General features: G+C 72.8%; 16 protein-coding genes, 1 tRNA gene and 2 pseudogenes. 12 read left to right on the top strand and 7 right to left on the bottom strand.

Annotated features, from left to right (window positions below; all coding sequences use genetic code 11):
- Positions 1-38 precede the first annotated feature (38 nt).
- The 7 genes and pseudogenes from EBM89_RS09075 to EBM89_RS09105 all read left to right on the top strand — a co-directional run.
- A pseudogene (locus EBM89_RS09075) lies at positions 39-482 on the top strand (transposase); the annotation flags it as partial.
- 115 nt (positions 483-597) lie between these two features.
- Positions 598-738: an Lsr2 family DNA-binding protein gene (locus tag EBM89_RS22605; protein ID WP_439647177.1), complete on the top strand. Its 141-nt coding sequence runs from the start codon at positions 598-600 to the stop codon at positions 736-738.
- A 784-nt stretch (positions 739-1522) separates the two neighbouring features.
- Complete coding sequence (locus EBM89_RS22535; RefSeq protein ID WP_369408638.1) at positions 1523-1909, top strand: peptidase inhibitor family I36 protein; 387 nt, start codon at positions 1523-1525, stop codon at positions 1907-1909.
- Between the two features lie 132 nt (positions 1910-2041).
- Positions 2042-2872, top strand: a complete 831-nt coding sequence (locus EBM89_RS09090) for a hypothetical protein (RefSeq protein WP_147463499.1) — start codon at positions 2042-2044, stop codon at positions 2870-2872.
- A 20-nt stretch (positions 2873-2892) separates the two neighbouring features.
- The gene (locus EBM89_RS09095) at positions 2893-4113 is read left to right on the top strand and encodes a peptidoglycan-binding domain-containing protein (RefSeq protein ID WP_158609593.1); all 1221 of its coding nucleotides are present in this window, start codon (positions 2893-2895) and stop codon (positions 4111-4113) included.
- Positions 4110-6044, top strand: coding sequence for an ABC transporter ATP-binding protein/permease (locus tag EBM89_RS09100; RefSeq protein WP_122149124.1), 1935 nt, complete (start codon positions 4110-4112; stop codon positions 6042-6044). The genes EBM89_RS09095 and EBM89_RS09100 overlap by 4 nt, the downstream gene beginning before the upstream one ends.
- A 352-nt stretch (positions 6045-6396) precedes the next feature.
- Entirely contained in the window at positions 6397-6594 is a 198-nt protein-coding gene (locus EBM89_RS09105) for a hypothetical protein (protein ID WP_122149125.1), read from the top strand.
- Between the two features lie 257 nt (positions 6595-6851).
- On the opposite strand, the gene EBM89_RS09110 is transcribed toward EBM89_RS09105, so the two are convergent.
- The 3 genes from EBM89_RS09110 to EBM89_RS09120 all read right to left on the bottom strand — a co-directional run bounded on the left by EBM89_RS09110 (position 6852) and on the right by EBM89_RS09120 (position 10597).
- A tRNA-Pro gene (locus EBM89_RS09110) sits at positions 6852-6925 on the bottom strand.
- 256 nt (positions 6926-7181) lie between these two features.
- Entirely contained in the window at positions 7182-8168 is a 987-nt protein-coding gene (locus EBM89_RS09115) for a metallophosphoesterase (RefSeq protein WP_122149126.1), read from the bottom strand.
- Positions 8168-10597 (bottom strand): penicillin-binding protein, encoded by a 2430-nt coding sequence (locus tag EBM89_RS09120; protein WP_122149127.1) that lies wholly within the window; start codon positions 10595-10597, stop codon positions 8168-8170. The genes EBM89_RS09115 and EBM89_RS09120 overlap by 1 nt, the downstream gene beginning before the upstream one ends.
- A gap of 313 nt (positions 10598-10910) precedes the next feature.
- On the opposite strand from EBM89_RS09120, the gene EBM89_RS09125 reads away from it, so the two are divergent.
- The 3 genes from EBM89_RS09125 (at position 10911) to EBM89_RS09135 (ending at position 11918) form a co-directional block, all read left to right on the top strand.
- Positions 10911-11216: a WhiB family transcriptional regulator gene (locus tag EBM89_RS09125; protein WP_122149138.1), complete on the top strand. Its 306-nt coding sequence runs from the start codon at positions 10911-10913 to the stop codon at positions 11214-11216.
- A gap of 64 nt (positions 11217-11280) precedes the next feature.
- Positions 11281-11442, top strand: a complete 162-nt coding sequence (gene sp36, locus EBM89_RS09130) for a Sp36 family protein (protein ID WP_122149128.1) — start codon at positions 11281-11283, stop codon at positions 11440-11442.
- On the top strand, positions 11439-11918 hold the full coding sequence (locus EBM89_RS09135) for a RidA family protein (protein ID WP_122149129.1): 480 nt from the start codon (positions 11439-11441) through the stop codon (positions 11916-11918). Before sp36 ends, EBM89_RS09135 begins: the two co-directional genes overlap by 4 nt.
- Before the next feature lie 90 nt (positions 11919-12008).
- On the opposite strand, the gene EBM89_RS09140 is transcribed toward EBM89_RS09135, so the two are convergent.
- Together EBM89_RS09140 and EBM89_RS09145 are read right to left on the bottom strand one after the other, a co-directional pair.
- Positions 12009-12686: a Crp/Fnr family transcriptional regulator gene (locus EBM89_RS09140; RefSeq protein WP_122149130.1), complete on the bottom strand. Its 678-nt coding sequence runs from the start codon at positions 12684-12686 to the stop codon at positions 12009-12011.
- Positions 12687-12734: 48 nt separating this feature from the next.
- A complete protein-coding gene (locus tag EBM89_RS09145; RefSeq protein WP_122149131.1) occupies positions 12735-13163 on the bottom strand; it encodes a hypothetical protein in 429 nt (142 codons plus the stop codon).
- 164 nt (positions 13164-13327) lie between these two features.
- Here EBM89_RS09145 and nth point away from each other — a divergent pair, with 164 nt between their 5' ends.
- Positions 13328-14014, top strand: coding sequence for an endonuclease III (gene nth / locus EBM89_RS09150; protein WP_122149132.1), 687 nt, complete (start codon positions 13328-13330; stop codon positions 14012-14014).
- Positions 14015-14042: 28 nt separating this feature from the next.
- On the opposite strand, the gene EBM89_RS09155 is transcribed toward nth, so the two are convergent.
- The gene (locus EBM89_RS09155) at positions 14043-14966 is read right to left on the bottom strand and encodes an alpha/beta fold hydrolase (protein ID WP_122149133.1); all 924 of its coding nucleotides are present in this window, start codon (positions 14964-14966) and stop codon (positions 14043-14045) included.
- A 55-nt stretch (positions 14967-15021) separates the two neighbouring features.
- A complete protein-coding gene (locus EBM89_RS09160; protein ID WP_122149134.1) occupies positions 15022-15756 on the bottom strand; it encodes a winged helix-turn-helix transcriptional regulator in 735 nt (244 codons plus the stop codon).
- Between the two features lie 139 nt (positions 15757-15895).
- On the opposite strand from EBM89_RS09160, the pseudogene EBM89_RS09165 reads away from it, so the two are divergent.
- Positions 15896-16389: pseudogene (locus tag EBM89_RS09165) on the top strand (hypothetical protein); the annotation flags it as partial.

Here is a 16389-nt window from a genome sequence, read left to right on the forward strand (position 1 = left end):
CCACACCTGGGTGTCACCTACTCGTGCAGCAGACCCCCGACATCACCGAGCACCACACCCGCGAGGGCAAGGTCTACTGCGCGGTCGTGCTGGACGTGTGCTCGCGGCGGGTCGTGGGCTGGTCCATCGACTCCTCCCCGACTGCGGCGCTGGTCACCAACGCCCTGGGCATGGCGATCGACTCCCGACGCCCGCCACCTGGCACGATCATTCACTCCGATCACGGGGTGCAGTTCGGGTCGTGGGCGTTCACCTGCCGGGCGAAGGACTCTGGCCTGGTGCCCTCGATGGGGTCGATCGGCGACTGCTACGACATCGCGGTCATCGAGTCGTTCTGGTCTCGCATGCAGGTCGAGCTCCTGGACCGGCAACGCTGGCGCACCCGCCTGGAGCTGGTGAACGCGATCTTCGAGTACCTCGAGATCGTCCACACAACCGCCAGCGACGGCACTCCGCCGCCCTGGGTTGGGTCACGCCCGTAGAGTTCGAGATGAGACAGCCGATCACCGTGGCCTAGATTCCAGCAAGCCGACTCCACGCAACCCGGCACACACCAGGTCCTCGAGGGCCTGGAGCAGGGTGAGGCGTTGTCTGCCCGTGCACCCACGGGAAACGGAGGTCCGCCGCTGGGCGCAGGCCCGGGGTATCGAGGCAGCTGATCGAGGCCGCGCCCGGTTCCACGTGGTCGAGCAGTACCGGCGCGCACACGCCGGGCCTGGTCCCGCGACGTCTCCATAGCGCGCGAGGTGCCGCCGTCCAGGCATCTGCTACGACCGCGACGGGTTGGTCGGGGCTGGTGCGTTTCAGCGCAGGTCGGTGGTGTAGGGCGAGCGCAGGACCTTGCGGACCGCGGCGGTCAGGGCGGCGAGGGCGAGCAGGGTCAGAGCGATCCTGCCGGGGCGAGCGGACATCGGATGTTCCCATCGGGGTTGCAGGTGCGGGGGACGCCATCGTGCTCGCCGGACCCTGCACCGCGAATCTGCCCGAGTCGGACCTGCCTCGAGCCCCGCACCCGCCTTGCGCGGGACACCTCGGCGCAACACAGCCCAGCGCCCGGCCCCGGTTCCCGCGCGTGAGCTCGGTCGGTGTGGGGTGAGCGCGTCGAGCACGTAGTCGCTGGCCGCGGTGGCACTCACTGGTGTGTGGTGGCTCGTCCGAGCGGGTACCCGGGCCGCGTAACCCGAGTCGCCCGGGGAGCGCCCCGATCCCGATGGACACAGGCATCTTCCCGAAACGCGGAGCACTCAAGGACTAACGTCCCGGAATGTGCGCAGTTCCTGGCTGGTGAGATTCGACGGCTGCGTATCGGCGGTGTGACGAGGAAGTGTCACCTGTTCGTGCGGCAGGTCTGTATGTGCCGCATCGAAGATGGGGCCTTTGGTTGCGCACGAGGTTCGCCGCCTGCTAGCGTCCTCGTTCAGGAAATCACTCCCAATGCGAGAGCGGAGAAGAATTAATGAATGCTGTGCTTAGGTGTTTGTCAAAGTCGACCCGGGTGGTCGCGGCAGCGTTCGTCGCGCTGATGGCGACGGTCGGCTTTGCAGGGACGGCGTCAGCAGCAGCGAGCGACTGCCCCTCAACGTATGCGTGTACCTGGCGGGATGCGAACTACCAGACGAATGGCTCTGGGACCGCGCTCGTGAAGTTCTTTGCTTGCCACCACGACTTTCGTGTGTCCAACTACACCGGGATGAGCAACGCGAATGACAGCGCGTCTTCGGTCTCGAACCGCGGGACGCAGTCTTCCGCCACGTTCTACGTGGACAACCTGTACAAGGGCGCGTCTTTCACGCTCGCCAAGGGTACGGGGGACGGCAACCTCAGTGACTCTTCCGGGCATGCTCCCGGAGGGTTCAATGACAAGTTGAGCTCGGCCAAGTTCTCGGGGTATGGAACCGACTGCAGGTAGTAGTTCGTCACCGCGCCGCCGGGGGCCGCTCGGCGCCTTGCGGCGCCCTGGCAGGAGTGGGTGGTGAGCGTGATAGGACGGGCCCGGCGCGTCTCCGCCGTTCTCGCGGTGGTCAGCCTGGCAGGGTGCTCCGTGAGCAGTGCTGACGGGGTCTCGACGCCGAGCATTCTCGTCGAGCAGAACCGCGCGCTGTGGGTGATGCCGTTGGACGCCTACATGGTGGACGACCAGCTCGATCATCTGGTCGACGTCTTCACGGAACCGTGCATGCAGGAGCACGGGTTCTCGTACCAGCGCCCCGCTGTCGATGTCGCGTTGCGGTCGGAGACCGTGACGGTGAGCGGCCGGAACCTCTTCAACGTCGACGTAGCGACGGCGTGGGGTTACAGCGGGGCGCCCGATCCGAACGACGACGCCCTGCGGGCCGCCCAGACGGACTCGATGACCTGGCCGCAGGAGCAGCTCGATCAGTACGCCGACTGTCTGCAGGATGCTCGCGAGTCGTTCCCCGCGCAGCGGATCAACAACCACGTCGCCGGTCTGGCTCTCTCCCCCTGGGAGGGGGCCAAGAGGGACCCTGACGTCCTCGAAGCGGCCGGACGATGGGTGCAGTGCATGCGACCGCTCGGTTTCACCGACCTGCCGGACAGTCCGAACGGCGACGGGGGAACACCCACGTCCTCGATGGTCGAGGCGTACACCGGACAGTCCTACAGCAAGACCTTCGACGGGGCGGCCGACCGGCAGACGGTCGAGCAGAAGGCGGAGGAGATCCGCATCGCGACCTTCGACGCCGAGTGCCAGGAGAGCTCGGGATACGCCCAGGCGCTGTACGAGGCCGAATGGGCTCGCCAGGTCTCCATCGTCCGCGAGAACGAGCCCGCCCTGACGAGCCTGCTCGATGAGAAGGCGGCTTACGAGGAGATGGCTGACGGGATCCTTCGCGGGGCCGGGCCGGGTTGATGCGGCCTCGACGTGTCGCCATGCCGGCCGTGGTGATCGGTGTGCTCGTCGTAGGCCTCTTCGGCGGGTGGTTCGCCGCAGAGAGCTTGCAGTCCCCGGCGCAGGTCGCCGCGCGCGCGGCACCACCGGTGCCGTCGGACATCGTGGCGAGGGTGACGGTCGGTGAACTCGTGGAGCAGGTCACCGCCCGTTCGGAGATCGCCCGTGAGTCGGCGTCGAGTGTCGAGGTTGTTCTGCCCGGCGCCGAGCAGAACGTCGTGACCGTGAGCGGCGTCCCTGCTGGCACTTCGCTGAACTCGGGTGACGTCGCCCTCGAGGTCAATGGCCGTCCGGTCATCGCCACGACCGGCGCGTTTCCGTACTACCGGGACATGGCCGAGGGAGACACGGGGCCTGACGTCGAGCAGCTGCAGCGGTTCCTGGTCAGCTGCGGGTACCGAACGGGTGGCATCGGTCAATTCGGACCCCAGACTGCACAGGCCGTGCGCCAGCTGTACCGGGCGATCGGTCACGATGTCGCCGTGCGGGAGGCGCCCGCACTTCCGGATGCAGAGTCGTCAGATCCGCAGAGCGCCGGGCTCGCGGCGACGTTCGACCCGGGCACGGGCGAGTTCACGGCGGGTGGGCCTGTCGAACCGGCGCTCGACGCGGTCTCCGAGTCGGTGGCGGCGGACCGGCGCATCGTCGTGGTCCCTCGCAGCGAGCTCATCGTGCTGCGGTCTCTGCCGGTCGTCGCCGGAGACTCCCCTGCGGTGGGGACCGTTCTGACCGCTGAGAGCTCCACCCTCACCTTCGGTCAGGGGCCGCTCGTCGCACACGCCAAGGTCGCGGTGACGGTCCTGCCCGTGCTCGCCGAGGGGATGCCGGTGGTCCTGACCGGCGCGGACGGGACCACGGTGGACGGGATGCTGGGGCCGATTCCCACCCCCGTCACGGTCGGGGGCGAGCCCGCGACCGAGGTGGCGGTCCCGCTCGTCACCGGCGCGATCGACGCGACGTGGCTGAACACGAACGTCCTGACCGTCATCACCGTGACGGCTGTCGCCGACCAGGCACTCCGGGTCCCCTCACGCGCCGTCATCGCGCGCTCGGACGGTTCCTCGGTTGTCCAGCGTCGTGATTCGGACGGATTCTTCGACGAGATCGAGGTGCGCGAGTTGGGCCGACTGGGTGGCACGAGTGCCGTCGAGCCGGTCAGGGCTGGCGGGCTGGCGGAGGGCGACGAGGTGAAAGTGGAGTGACGACGTTCCGGCTGGTCGGTGTTCACAAGACCTACCCCGGCACGCAGCCCGTGCACGCGCTGCGTGGTGTCGACCTGGTCATCAGCTCGGGCGAGTTCGTCGTGATCGAGGGCGCGTCAGCGAGCGGGAAGTCGACCTTGCTGAACGTGCTGGCACTCCTCGACGCCCCGACGGCCGGGCAGTACTTGATCGACGACCGCGACGTCGCGGCCTTGGACGAACGCGAACGCGCCAGGGTGCGCGGCCAGGTCTTCGGGTTCGTCTTCCAGGGGTTCCACCTGATGGACCGCCGCACTGTCGTCGACAACGTCGAACTCGGCATGCTCTACGCGGGAGTGCCTGCGGACGTGCGGAGGCATCGTGCTCTCGCTGCACTCGAGCGCGTAGGCCTCCCCGGCACGGCGCACCGCCGTGCGAACGAACTGTCAGGCGGGCAGCGCCAGCGGGTCGCCATCGCGCGCGCTCTCTGCGTCGGATCGGGCGTCATCGTTGCCGACGAGCCGACCGGGAACTTGGACTCCGCGACTAGCCGGACCATCCTCGAGCTCCTGCACGAGCTGCACGCGGCCGGCACAACGGTCGTCCTTGTCACTCACTCGGCCGAGATTGCGAACGGGGCGCCACGACGACTGCTGGTGCGTGACGGCCGCATCGCAGTCGGTCCCCCCGCGGTGCCCCGGACGGCGTTCGATGGGGAGGACTTCGCGTCGGCGCCGGTCGCTCCCACGGCCACGCGGCCCGCGCGGGTCTCATCGCTGACCATTGCTCGCGACGCGGCGGCGTCGGTCCTGTCGCGACGCGGACGCGCCGGATCGCTCGCCGCCGGCGTCGCAGTGGGAGTCGCGCTGGCGTTGACGACGATCGGGGTGTCCGCGTCCGCACAGGCCCAGGTGTCCGAACGATTCGACGCCCAGCTTAACCGGGCGGTCGCCCTCTCCCGCGAGGTGCCGAACCCCGAATCCGGCGCCCTCGTGGTCGTCGACGGAACGACGCCAGGCGTGTCGCGGGAGTCGGTCGCGACGCTGGAGGCGTTGCCCGGGGTGGACTTCGGCGCACTACTCACGCGCAACGACTCGGTCTCCGTCGCCTTGCCCGGAGCGGGTTCACCTCCGGCCGATGCATTTCTAATGGGAGCGACAGAAGACATTGTGCCCGCCGCTCAGCTCGACGTGCGCTGGGCTGGCGATGCGCCCACCGCGCTCGCCGAGGACGAGATCCTGATCGGCGGTGTGCTGAACGCGCAGCTCGACCTCGGCCCGCTCAGTGCGCGCCCCCAGGTGCTGCTCGACGGACGCCCGTTCGCCGTCCGCGGGATCGTCAGCAGCGGCATCCGGGTGACGAACGTCACTCAAGCGGTCATCACCACCGTGGACGTCGCGGCGACCATGCGAACGGCGAGCGTGGACGAGATCTACCTCCGCACCGCGGCCGGCGCCGCGGGACAGGTCGCCCGCCAGGCTCCGCTCGTCCTTCGGCCTCAGTCTCCGGAGAGTTTCACCGTCAGCGTCCCGCCCGACCCCGCGACCCTGCGAGGACAGATCGAAGGCGATGTCCGCACCATCCTCCTCGTCCTGACCGCGGTCGCCGTCCTCGCCTCCGTCGTCTCGCTGACCAGCGCCATGACGATGTCTGTGCTCGAACGCTCCCAGGAGTTCGGCATGCGGCGTGCCATCGGCGCTCAGGCTCGCCACATCGGTGCTCTCGTCATGTGCGAGGCGTCGCTCGTCGGAGCGATTGGTGGCGCGGCGGGCGCGGTGACAGGGGTGCTCGCCCTGCTCCTCATCACGATCGCTCGGCGGTGGACACCCGTCCTCGATCTCGTCCACATCCCGCTCGCTGTCGCGGGAGGAGTCGCCGTCGGGGTCCTTGGTGGCGTCGCGGCGTCCGTCCGCTCTCGGCGGATTCAACCGAGCGAAGCGCTCCGTAGCTGACCGGTGGGACCGTTCGTGCAACCCCGCCCGTGTTCCCGGGCCCGCGACTCGGCGCAGCCGTCGCCCCGCAGCTACGCGAAGGTCTGACCGCCGGGGCCGGTCAGACCTTCGTGTAAGGGGGGCTGCCGAGGCTGAAGCCGTGCGAGCTGGACCGCGATCAGCGCGACGTCGCGCTGCGCCGGATCGACGCCCGGGCACCAGCGCGCACGCGGCCACGCGCGCCCAGACGACATCGAGAAGGCCGTGGTCCGAGTCTCGAGGCGCGCCCCGGGTTGTCCGCCGCTGCTACGCGGGTTGGAACTGCTCGGTGAGTGCAGCGTAGTGCGCGGTCTCGTGCTCGACGGGAGGGACGTTGCCGAGGGAGCCGGGCAAGCTCCGGATCGTCGAGGGCGCCGCCGCGACGACGCCCGCCGAGCACCTGCGCCGCCACCTCGGGGCACGCGCGACCGAGGACCGGCGCGGCGTCGAGCGGCGTGAGGGCGACCGGCGGGTGCAGGAGCGTCGCGACCGCGAGGACGTCGTCGCCGAGGGGTGCGACGCCGCGCGCTGACGTGCGCGGGGGCGCGGGCCCGGTAGCCGCGCCAGGAGCGCGCTGACGCGCTGCGCCGACGGCGGGGCAGCGGGTCGCCGTCGGCCGCCACGCGCGATCCTCCACGGTGTCGTGCCGCGAGGTCCCGCGCCCGCAGGCCACGGCCCGCGGGGTCGCCAGCCGCCCGATCGCGCGCGGTCCGGTCGGCAGGCACCGGGACCGTCCGACCCCGGGATGCACGAAGGCCCGGACCGTGAGGTCCGGGCCTTCATCACCGGTCGGGGTGGCGGGATTCGAACCCACGACCTCCTCGTCCCGAACGAGGCGCGCTACCAAGCTGCGCCACACCCCGGTGAAGCCTGCCCAGCATAGCCGACGTCGGCCGGTGGTCGTGAATCGGGCGCGGGCCCCGGACCTGCGGCGGCGTGGAGGGTGACCGGCGTCATAGGGGACGCGGCCGGTCACCGCCCGAGCCGCACGGCGGCGACCGCGTGCCCGTGGGGCGCGACGCGCGGGTCGGCGACGTCGTGCGGTCCCGCGCGCCGGGTCGGCGGCAGGGAAGTCGTCGCGACGCGGGTGCCCCGGGCCGGGACGGTCGTCCTGCGGGCTCAGACCGCCACGAGCGTCAGCAGGGTCGCCTCGGGCCGGCAGGCGAACCGCACGGGCGCGTAGGGCGAGGTGCCGAGCCCGCCGGACACGTGCAGCCACGTCGACCCTGACCCGTCGAGGGCGTCCGGGCGCGCGCCCGGCCACCCGTGCAGGCCCTTGGCCCGGCCCCGGTCGAGGTCGCAGTTGGTGACCAACGCGCCGTACCCGGGGACGGCGAGCTGGCCGCCGTGCGTGTGCCCGGCGAGGACGAGGTCCGCGCCGTCGGCGTGCATGGCGTCCAGCACCCGCCGGTAGGGCGCGTGCGTGACACCGAGGTGCAGGTCGACCTCCGGGGCGGACCGCTCGTCGCGGCGGAGCACGCCGGCGTCGTCCCGCACCGGCGCGGGACGGACGTCGTCGGGGCCGCCCGCGGCGGGGAACCGGTCGCGGTCCAGGTGGGCGTCGTCGGTGCCGACCAGGCTGATCCGGCGCCCGGCGACCTCGACCACGTCGCGCCGGTTCGTCAGGTCGACCCAGCCCGCGGACGTGAACCGGCGGCCGAGCTCGCGCCACGGCAGCTCGCGCGGCGGCTCGTCCCGGGTGACCCGGGCGTCGGGCAGCAGGTACCGCGCCGGGTTCTTGGGGGTGGGCGCGAAGAAGTCGTTCGAGCCCCACACGAACGCCCCGGGTGTCGCGAGGTGCGGCTCCAGGGCGTGCAGCAGCGCCGGCATGGCCTCGACGTGCGCCCAGTTGTCACCGGTGTCGACCACGAGGTCCGGGCGCAGCGACGCGAGGTCGCGCACCCAGTCGACCTTGCGGTGCTGGCCCGGCGTCAGGTGCAGGTCGGACAGGTGCAGGACGCGCAGCGGGTCCCCGCCGGGCGGCAGCACCGGGACGGTGACCTCGCGCAGCGTGTACCAGCGGGACTCGACGAGAGTGCCCCACGCGAGCGCGCCCGCGCCCGCGAGGGCCGCCGCGCCGAGGGCCCGGGTGACGGGGGACGCCACTAGTTGCCGCCCCGGTTGTCGCCACCGCCCTGGCCGTTGTTGTTGCCCGGCCCGTTCCCGCCGCCCTGGCCCCCGTTGTCCCCGCCCGGCCCGCTGGGCTGCGCCGGTCCGGCGGACAGGGTCAGGGTGATCGTCGACCCCGGGGGCGCGCTGCCGCTGGGGCTCTGGCTGACGACGGACCCGGCGCTGATGTCGGACGGCGTGGTCTCGCCGACCGAGACCGCGAAGCCGGCGCCCTCGAGCGTGGCCTGGGCGGCGGCCGCGGGCTGCCCGACCACCGACGGGACGCCGATGGACTGCCCGAACCGCAGGTCGGTGCTGGGTGCGGTGAACCCGGGGTTCTCCTGGCCGTCGGCGAGGGCCTGGTCCATGAAGTTGACCCAGGTCCGGCCCGCGTAGGTCGCGCCGAACGCGTTGCGGGCGTACCGGCCGTTGATGGTGATGCCCTGCATCGGGGTGTTGCGGTCGGGGTAGCCGACCCACACGGCGGACGCGAGACGGGGCGTGTACCCCACGAACCAGGTGTGCTCGTTGTGCGTCGTCGTGCCGGTCTTGCCGGACGCCGGGTAGGACCGGGCGCCCAGCGAGGAGCCGGTGCCCCGCCACACGTTGCTCATGGCCTCGGACATGCCGGCGGCGACGTTCGGGTCGATCGCCTGGTGGCAGCCGGCGTCGGGGATGGGCAGGTCGTTGCCGTCGGCGTCCTTGACGTTCGTGATGGCGATCGGCTTGCAGTAGACGCCGCCGGAGGCGAACGCGGCGTAGGCGCCGGCGAGCGCGAGCGGGGAGGTCGAGCCGGATCCGAGCACGTTCGACGGGACGGCGGAGATCGCCTGGCCCTCGGTGCCGCTCGTGGAGCTGGTGACGCCGAGCTCGGCGGCGCCGTTCATGATGTCGCACAGGTCGAGCTGCATGGCCATGGACAGGTAGGCCAGGTTCACGGACTGCCGGGTGGCGTCCATGACGGTCATCATCCCGGCGCCGCCCTCGGCGTTGCCGACGTCCCAGGTGGAGCTGCCGTAGCGCTCCCCGCACGCGGTGAACTGGTTCGTGTTCAGCACGCGCCGGGTGCCGTTGACGCGCTCGTTGAGGTTGTGGCCCTTCTTCAGCCACTCCAGCAGCGTGAACGGCTTGAACGTCGAGCCGGGCATGAACCCGTTGGACCCGCCGTAGGAGTACGAGGCGTTGTAGTTGACCGAGTTGTCGCGACCCGCGGCGTCACCGGAGTTGTTGAAGTTCCGGTTCTGCGCCATGGCCTTGATCTGCCCGCTGCCCGGCTCGACGACCGAGATCGCGGAGCCGACGCCGGTCGGGTCGTCCACCGGGACGGTGTTCTTGACCTCGGTGTCCGCGAGCGTCTGCAGCCGCGGGTCCAGCGTGGTGGTGATGACCAGGCCGCCGCGGTACAGGGTGTCCTCGCGCTCCTCGGCGGTCTCGCCGAAGGCGGGGTCGTTCTGGATGACCTTGGTGACGTAGTCGCAGAAGTACCCGGAGCCCTGGACGACGGCACCGGCGGCCATGCAGCCGCTCTGGGCCTCGCTCACGGCCAGGCTGTCGGGCAGGGGGGTCGCGACGCCGGCGTCGTACTCCTCCTGCGTGATGTAGCCCTGGTCCCGCATGAGCATGAGGACGGTGTTGCGGCGGTTCTGCGAGTCCTCGGGGTTGCGCACCGGGTCGAAGCGCGTCGGGCTCTGCGTGACGCCCGCGATGGTCGCGGCCTCGAGGTAGTTCAGGTCGACGGCGTGCTTGCTGAAGTACCGCAGCGCCGCGGACTCCACCCCGTACGTCGCGACGCCGAACTGCGCGATGTTGAGGTAGTTCTCGAGGATCTGGTCCTTCGTCTGCTCCTTCTCCAGCGCGATGGCGAGCTTGGCCTCGCGGAGCTTGCGCGCGTAGCCCTCGGTGCCGTCGGCCTCGCGCGCGGCCTCGGCGGCGGCGAGGTCGCCGCTGCGGACGGCCTTCTCGATCAGCACGTTCTTCACGTACTGCTGCGTGAGCGTCGAGGCGCCCTGCTGGGAGTCGTTGAGCTGGTTCTGCACGAGCGCGCGCGCCATGCCGGCGGGGTCGATGCCGCCGTGCTGGTAGAACCGGCGGTCCTCGGTCGCGATGACGGCGTTCTGCATCGGGACCGACACCTGGTCGAGCGCGACGACCACGCGGTTCTCGGAGAAGAACTCGGCGAGCACGGTGCCGTCGGCGGCGAGCATGACCGACTTCTCGGACAGGGGCTGCGCCTCGAGCTCGGAGGGCAGGTCCTCGAACGCCTGGACGCTGAGGTCGGTCGCGGTGTTCGCGGCGGCGACGGTGGGCATGACCAGTCCGGCGGTCAGCAGGCCGCCGACACCGGCGGTGAGCACGAACGCCAGGAGCAGCGCCAGCGCCTGCACGACGGTGACCTGCCGCCCGCGCGGCGAGGGGGAGGGAGCCATGCCCGCCAGGGTACGGGAGCCCCCTGTCCGCCCGCCGGTTCGTCCCCAGGCGCCGCCGGGGACCTGCACGGGACCTGCACACGCCCCCGCGCCCCACGCGGTCCGGGGCCGCCGTCCACCCGGGCGCACCGCTTTTCGCACAGGTCCGACACGCACGCAACCCGAACGGAGGATGCCAGTCGGTCGTACGACCCGGTACGGTCACCGGGCAGGGGGACTGCCGGAGGCGTCCGTCGGCGTACCCACGTGCGGGTGCGTGCGACGTCGGGGCGCGCCGGAGCGTCCCGTCACGAGGGGGCAGGGGGAAGTGAAGATGGCGACGACCGCCGAGGCCGACGGCCACTGGACGGCGCGTGCCGCGTGCGGCTCGGGCAACGTGCAGCCCGACGAGCTGTTCGTGGAGGGTGCCGCGCAGCGCGACGCCCGGTCGGTGTGCCAGTCGTGCATCGTCCGGCTGGAGTGCCTGGCCGACGCGCTCGACTCGCGCACGGACTTCGGGGTCTGGGGCGGCATGACGGAGCGGGAGCGTCGCGCGCTGCGGCGGCGTCGCCCCGAGGTGGAGTGCTGGCGCGACGAGCTGGTGGGCGCCGACGACCTCGCGGACGTGCTCGCGCGCTGACGCCGACCGCCCGGTACGCCCTGCGCGCCTCGGCGTGCGCGGCGGGCCCGGCTAGGGTGGCGCCATGGCCACCACCACGTGGGAGTACGCAACCGTCCCGCTCATCGTCCACGCCACCAAGGCGATCCTCGACCAGTGGGGTCAGGACGGCTGGGAGCTCGTCCAGGTGCTGCAGTCCGAGACCGGGCTCGTCGCCTACCTGAAGCGCCCGGTGGGCGAGAAGTGAGCCGCGTCCTCGACCGCCTCGCGGAGCTCGGCATCGAGCTGCCCCAGGTCGCGGCGCCGGTCGCCGCCTACGCCCCGGCCGTGCGCACGGGCGACTACGTGCACACCTCGGGCCAGCTGCCGTTCGTCGGCGGCGAGCTGCCGGTGCGCGGCAAGGTCGGCACGGGCCCCGGGCAGGTCTCGCCGGAGACCGCGCGGGACCTCGCGCGGACCTGCGCGCTGAACGCGGTCGCCGCGGTGGCGTCGCTGGTCGGCGACCTGGACCGCGTGGTCCGCGTCGTGAAGGTCGTCGGGTTCGTGTCGAGCGACCCGGCGTTCACCGGTCAGCCCGGCGTGGTCAACGGCGCGAGCACGCTGCTGCACGAGGTCTTCGGCGAGGCGGGCGTGCACGCGCGGTCCGCCGTCGGCGTCGCGGTGCTGCCGCTGGACTCGCCGGTCGAGGTCGAGATCGTCGTGGAGCTCGCCCCCGAGGCCTGAAGCACCCCGGACGACCGACGGCCCGCCCGCTCCCGAGGGAGCAGGCGGGCCGTCGTCGTCGGTGCGTCGCGTCAGCGCGCGCCGCGGGTCTCAGCGCGCGCGCCGCTCCAGGCGCTCTACGTCGAGGAGCACGATCGCGCGGCCCTCGCGGCGCACCCAGCCGCGGGCGGCGAAGTCGGCGAGCGCCTTGTTCACGGTCTCCCGGCTGGCGCCGACGAGCTGCGCGAGCTCCTCCTGCGTGAGGTCGTGCGCGACCCGGACGCCCTCGTCGGTCTGCTGGCCGAACCGCTGCGACAGGTCCAGCAGCGCCTTGGCGACGCGACCGGGGACGTCGGAGAACACCAGGTCGGCGAGCGCGTCGTTCGTGCGGCGCAGGCGCCGGCCGAGCGCGCCGAGCAGGTGCTTGGCGACCGTGGGGTTCTGCTCGAGCCACGGGATGAGGTCGCCGTGGCCGAGCTCCAGCACGACGGCGTCGGCGAGGCCGGTCGCGGTGGCGGTGCGGGGGCCGGGGTCGAACAGCGAGAGCTCGCCGAACATCTCGCCCGGGCCGAGCACGGCGAGCAGGTTCTCGCGGCCGTCCGTCGAGCGGCGACCGAGCTTGATCTTGCCGGAGCGGATCACGTAGAGCCGGTCGCCCGGCTCGCCCTCGTGGAACAGCACCTCGCCGCGCGCCACGTGCTGGGGCGTCATCGACGCGAGCAGCGTGCGCGACGCCTCGGGGTCCATGTTCGCGAACAGGGGCGCCGACAGCACGACGTCGTCCTCCACTGGAGGAACCTCACCTTCTGACCGGGATGTGACGGACCTCAGTCTGCCTCATCGAGCGCGGGCGGCACCCCGCAGGCTCTCGGTGCCGGTCTCGGTGACCTCGCGGGCGAGCTGCTCGATGTACTGGTCGGTCAGGTCGCGCAGGGAGTCCTCGAGCCGCATCTCGTACCGGGCGAGCCGCATGTCCAGGTCCCGCAGGTGCGGGAGCTCGTGCACCTCGGCGACGGGCAGGGCGCCACGGACCGCCGCGGCGAGCTCGGCGGCCGCGGGGACGTCGTGCGCGGACGCGCCGAGGGTCGCGCGGACGTCGGCGCAGACCCCGGGAGGTGCCGGGGGCGCGGCGGCGGCGACCGCGAGCTCGAGGCGGTCGCGCACGAGTCGGCGCCACCGGACCACGTGCTGGTGCTCGAGGCGCAGGGCGCTGCGCCGTCGGCGCAGGTCGACCAGCTGCTCGGCAGCAGCGAGGGCCTGGGTCATGCGGGGTCCGCCATCCTTCTTCGGTGCGCTCGCGGGGGCGGGCGCTTTCCACTCCCCATCATCTCGACCGCGGGGGTGCTCGACTTGAGCAGTAGGTCACGTGATCCAGTCGTGGTTCCCCTGGGTGGAGCACGCCGTTCCCCCGGGCGACCTACGCTGGGCGGGTGCCGACCCCCACCCCGACCTCCGGCGACGACGGGCGGCCGCCCCTCGCGCTGGTGCGCCGCGCCCGCCGGGTGAACCGCGCGCTGGCGGAGCGCTGGCCGGACGCCCGGTGCGAGCTCGACTTCCGGTCGCCGCTGGAGCTGCTGGTGGCGACGGTGCTGTCCGCGCAGACGACCGACGTGCGGGTCAACCAGGTCACGCCCGTGCTGTTCACCCGGTACCCGGACGCCGCCGCGTACGCCGGGGCCGACCCGGCGGAGCTGGAGGCGCTGATCCGCCCGACGGGGTTCTTCCGGGCGAAGGCGCGGTCGCTGACCGGTCTGGGCCGGGCGCTGGTCGAGCGGTTCGACGGGGAGGTCCCGCCGCGGCTGGCGGACCTGGTCACGCTGCCGGGGGTGGGGCGCAAGACGGCGAACGTGGTGCTGGGCGACGCCTTCGGCGTCCCGGGGATCACGGTGGACACCCACGTCGGCCGGCTGGCCCGCCGGCTGGGCTGGACGACGCAGGAGGACCCGGTCAAGGTCGAGCAGGACATCGCGGCGCTCGTGCCGCGCGCGGAGTGGACGCTGCTGAGCCACCGGCTGATCTTCCACGGGCGCCGCACGTGCCACGCACGCCGCCCGGACTGCGCGGCCTGCCCGCTGACGCGGGACTGCCCGTCCGCGCTGGTGCGCGTCGGCGGGTGAGACCGGGGACGGCGACCGGGGCGGCGGGTCAGCCGAGCTCGGCCAACCAGCCGCGCAGCAGGGTGGACACCCGCTCGGGCTCCTCCTCGGGCAGGTAGTGCCCGGCACCGGACAGCATCTCGAACCGGTACTGGCTGCCCAGGGCACGGGCGACGGCGCCGGACGCCATCGACCGGGACACCGGGTAGCAGCCGTCGGAGCCGCCGTGCACCTGGAGCGTCGGGACGGCGGGAGCGGACCGCAGGGCCTGCGCGTGCCGGGCGCCGTCGGCCCGGACCGTGGACCGGTACAGCCACCGCACCTGCTCCAGCGCGGAGTGCGCCGCGAACGGGATCTGCGCGGCGCGGCGGTACACGGCGAGCGCGGCGGGCTCCGGCCAGCGCGGCCCGCCCCACTCGCGCAGCAGCCGGGCGACGAGGTCGCCGCGGGTCATCGACCGCTCGGGCAGGTGCGGGACCTGCGCCGCCGCCATCCGGCGGGCGGCGCGGGCGCGCAGCCCGGAGCGTGGGTCGGCGCGGCGCTGCAGCGGGTGCGGCGAGGACAGCACCGCGACGCCGCGCACGAGGCCGGGGTGGTAGGCGGGCATGGCCCAGGCGACGTCGCCGCCGCCGACGCCGTGCCCGACGACGACGGCCCGCTCGCAGCCGAGCGACCGGACGACGCCGGCGACGTCGCGGGTCAGCGTCGGGACGTCGTACCCGATGGGCGGTTTGTCGGAGCCGCCGGTGCCGCGCAGGTCCATGGCGACGACGCGGTACCCGTCCTCGGCGAGGGCGGGCAGCTGGTGCCGCCACGCCCACCAGAGCTCGGGCAGGCCGTGCAGCAGCACGACGAGCGGCGCGTCGCGGTCGTCCGGCCCGGAGACGGCGACGTGGAACCGGGCGCCGTTCGCCGGGACGTGCTGGTGCCGCCACGGGCCGTCGAGCAGCAGGGCGGAGGAGTCGACGGTCATCGCGCCCGAACCTACCGCGTCGGACGGCGCGGACCGCCGGGTCCGGGGATACGGCTCAGGCGTCGGCGGGGATCTCCGCCGGTGCGGCGGGCCCCGTGGTGTCGCCGCCGCGCCGGTCCTTCGGCGGGTCGAACCGGTAGCCGACGTTGCGGACGGTCCCGATCAGCTGCTCGTGCTCGGGGCCGAGCTTGGCGCGCAGGCGCCGCACGTGGACGTCGACGGTGCGGGTGCCCCCGTAGTAGTCGTAGCCCCAGACCTCCTGGAGCAGCTGCGCCCGCGTGAACACCCGCCCGGGGTGCTGCACGAGGTACTTCAGCAGCTCGAACTCCTTGTAGGTGAGGTCGAGGGGACGGCCGCGCAACCGGGCGGTGTAGCCCCCGGCGTCGATCATGAGCTCGCCGGAGGAGATCTCCTGCGGCTGGTCGTCGTACGCGGACGAGGCGGCGCGCTCGATCACGAGCCGGAACCGGGTCTCGACCTCGGCGGGCGTGGCGTTCTCGAGGACGATGTCGTCCGCGCCCCACTCGGCGGTGACGACGGTGAGCCCGCCCTCGGTGAGGACCAGCACCAGCGGGACGGTCAGCCCGGTGGCCCGCAGCAGGCGGCAGGTGGTGCGCGCGGTGACGAGGTCGCGGCGCGCGTCCAGCACGACGATGTCGGCGTCCGGCGCGTCCACGAGGGCGGAGGGCTCCACCGGCAGGACGCGGACGCGGTGGGACAGCAGCCCGAGCGCGGGGAGCACCTGGGCGGAGCCCCCGGACGCGGGCGTGAGCAGCAGCAGGTCGGCCACCGGCTCCCCTCTCTCCCGTCCGAATTGGGGGACACGGTACAGCGTGCGTGTATCGCCGGATGTCACACGGCCACGGGCGATGCGGGGCGAGCGCCCGGGGTCTGCGAGGATGGCGGGCGTGCAGGCGTCGAATCGTGCAGTGACCACGGCGGTCCTGGCGACTCTCGTCGCCGTGGCCGGCGTCCTCGGGGACGTCTCGGTGGCCGGACGGGACGGCGTCGTCCTCGCGGCCCTGCTGGTGGTGCTGTCCGGGGTGCTGGCGCTGGGCTGGCCGGTCGTGGCCGGGCTCCCCGCGCGGGTCGGCAGCGGCGTCGTCATCGGGCTGACCGGGATCGCCGCGGTCGCGGTGGTGCACGTCGCCACGGGGGAACCGCTGCTCGGCGACCTGCCCGTCGTGTTCGCGGGGGCGGTGCTGGCGTCGTTCGTCGCCGAGCTCGCCCGCCGGGACGGGCGCGAGCGGCTGGTCGAGTCGGTCGCCGGGACGGTCGCCGGTGCGCTGGCGCCCGTGTGCGCGGCGGGGTGGCTCGCCGCCGAGCGGACGGTCGCGGGGGATGCGGTCGTCGTGACCGGCGCCGTGGCGCTCGCCGTGGCCTCGGCGCTGACCGCGCTGCCGCTGCGCGGCTGGGCCGGTGC

The organism is Cellulomonas triticagri (assembly GCF_003696205.1).
Classification (GTDB): domain Bacteria; phylum Actinomycetota; class Actinomycetes; order Actinomycetales; family Cellulomonadaceae; genus Cellulomonas; species Cellulomonas triticagri.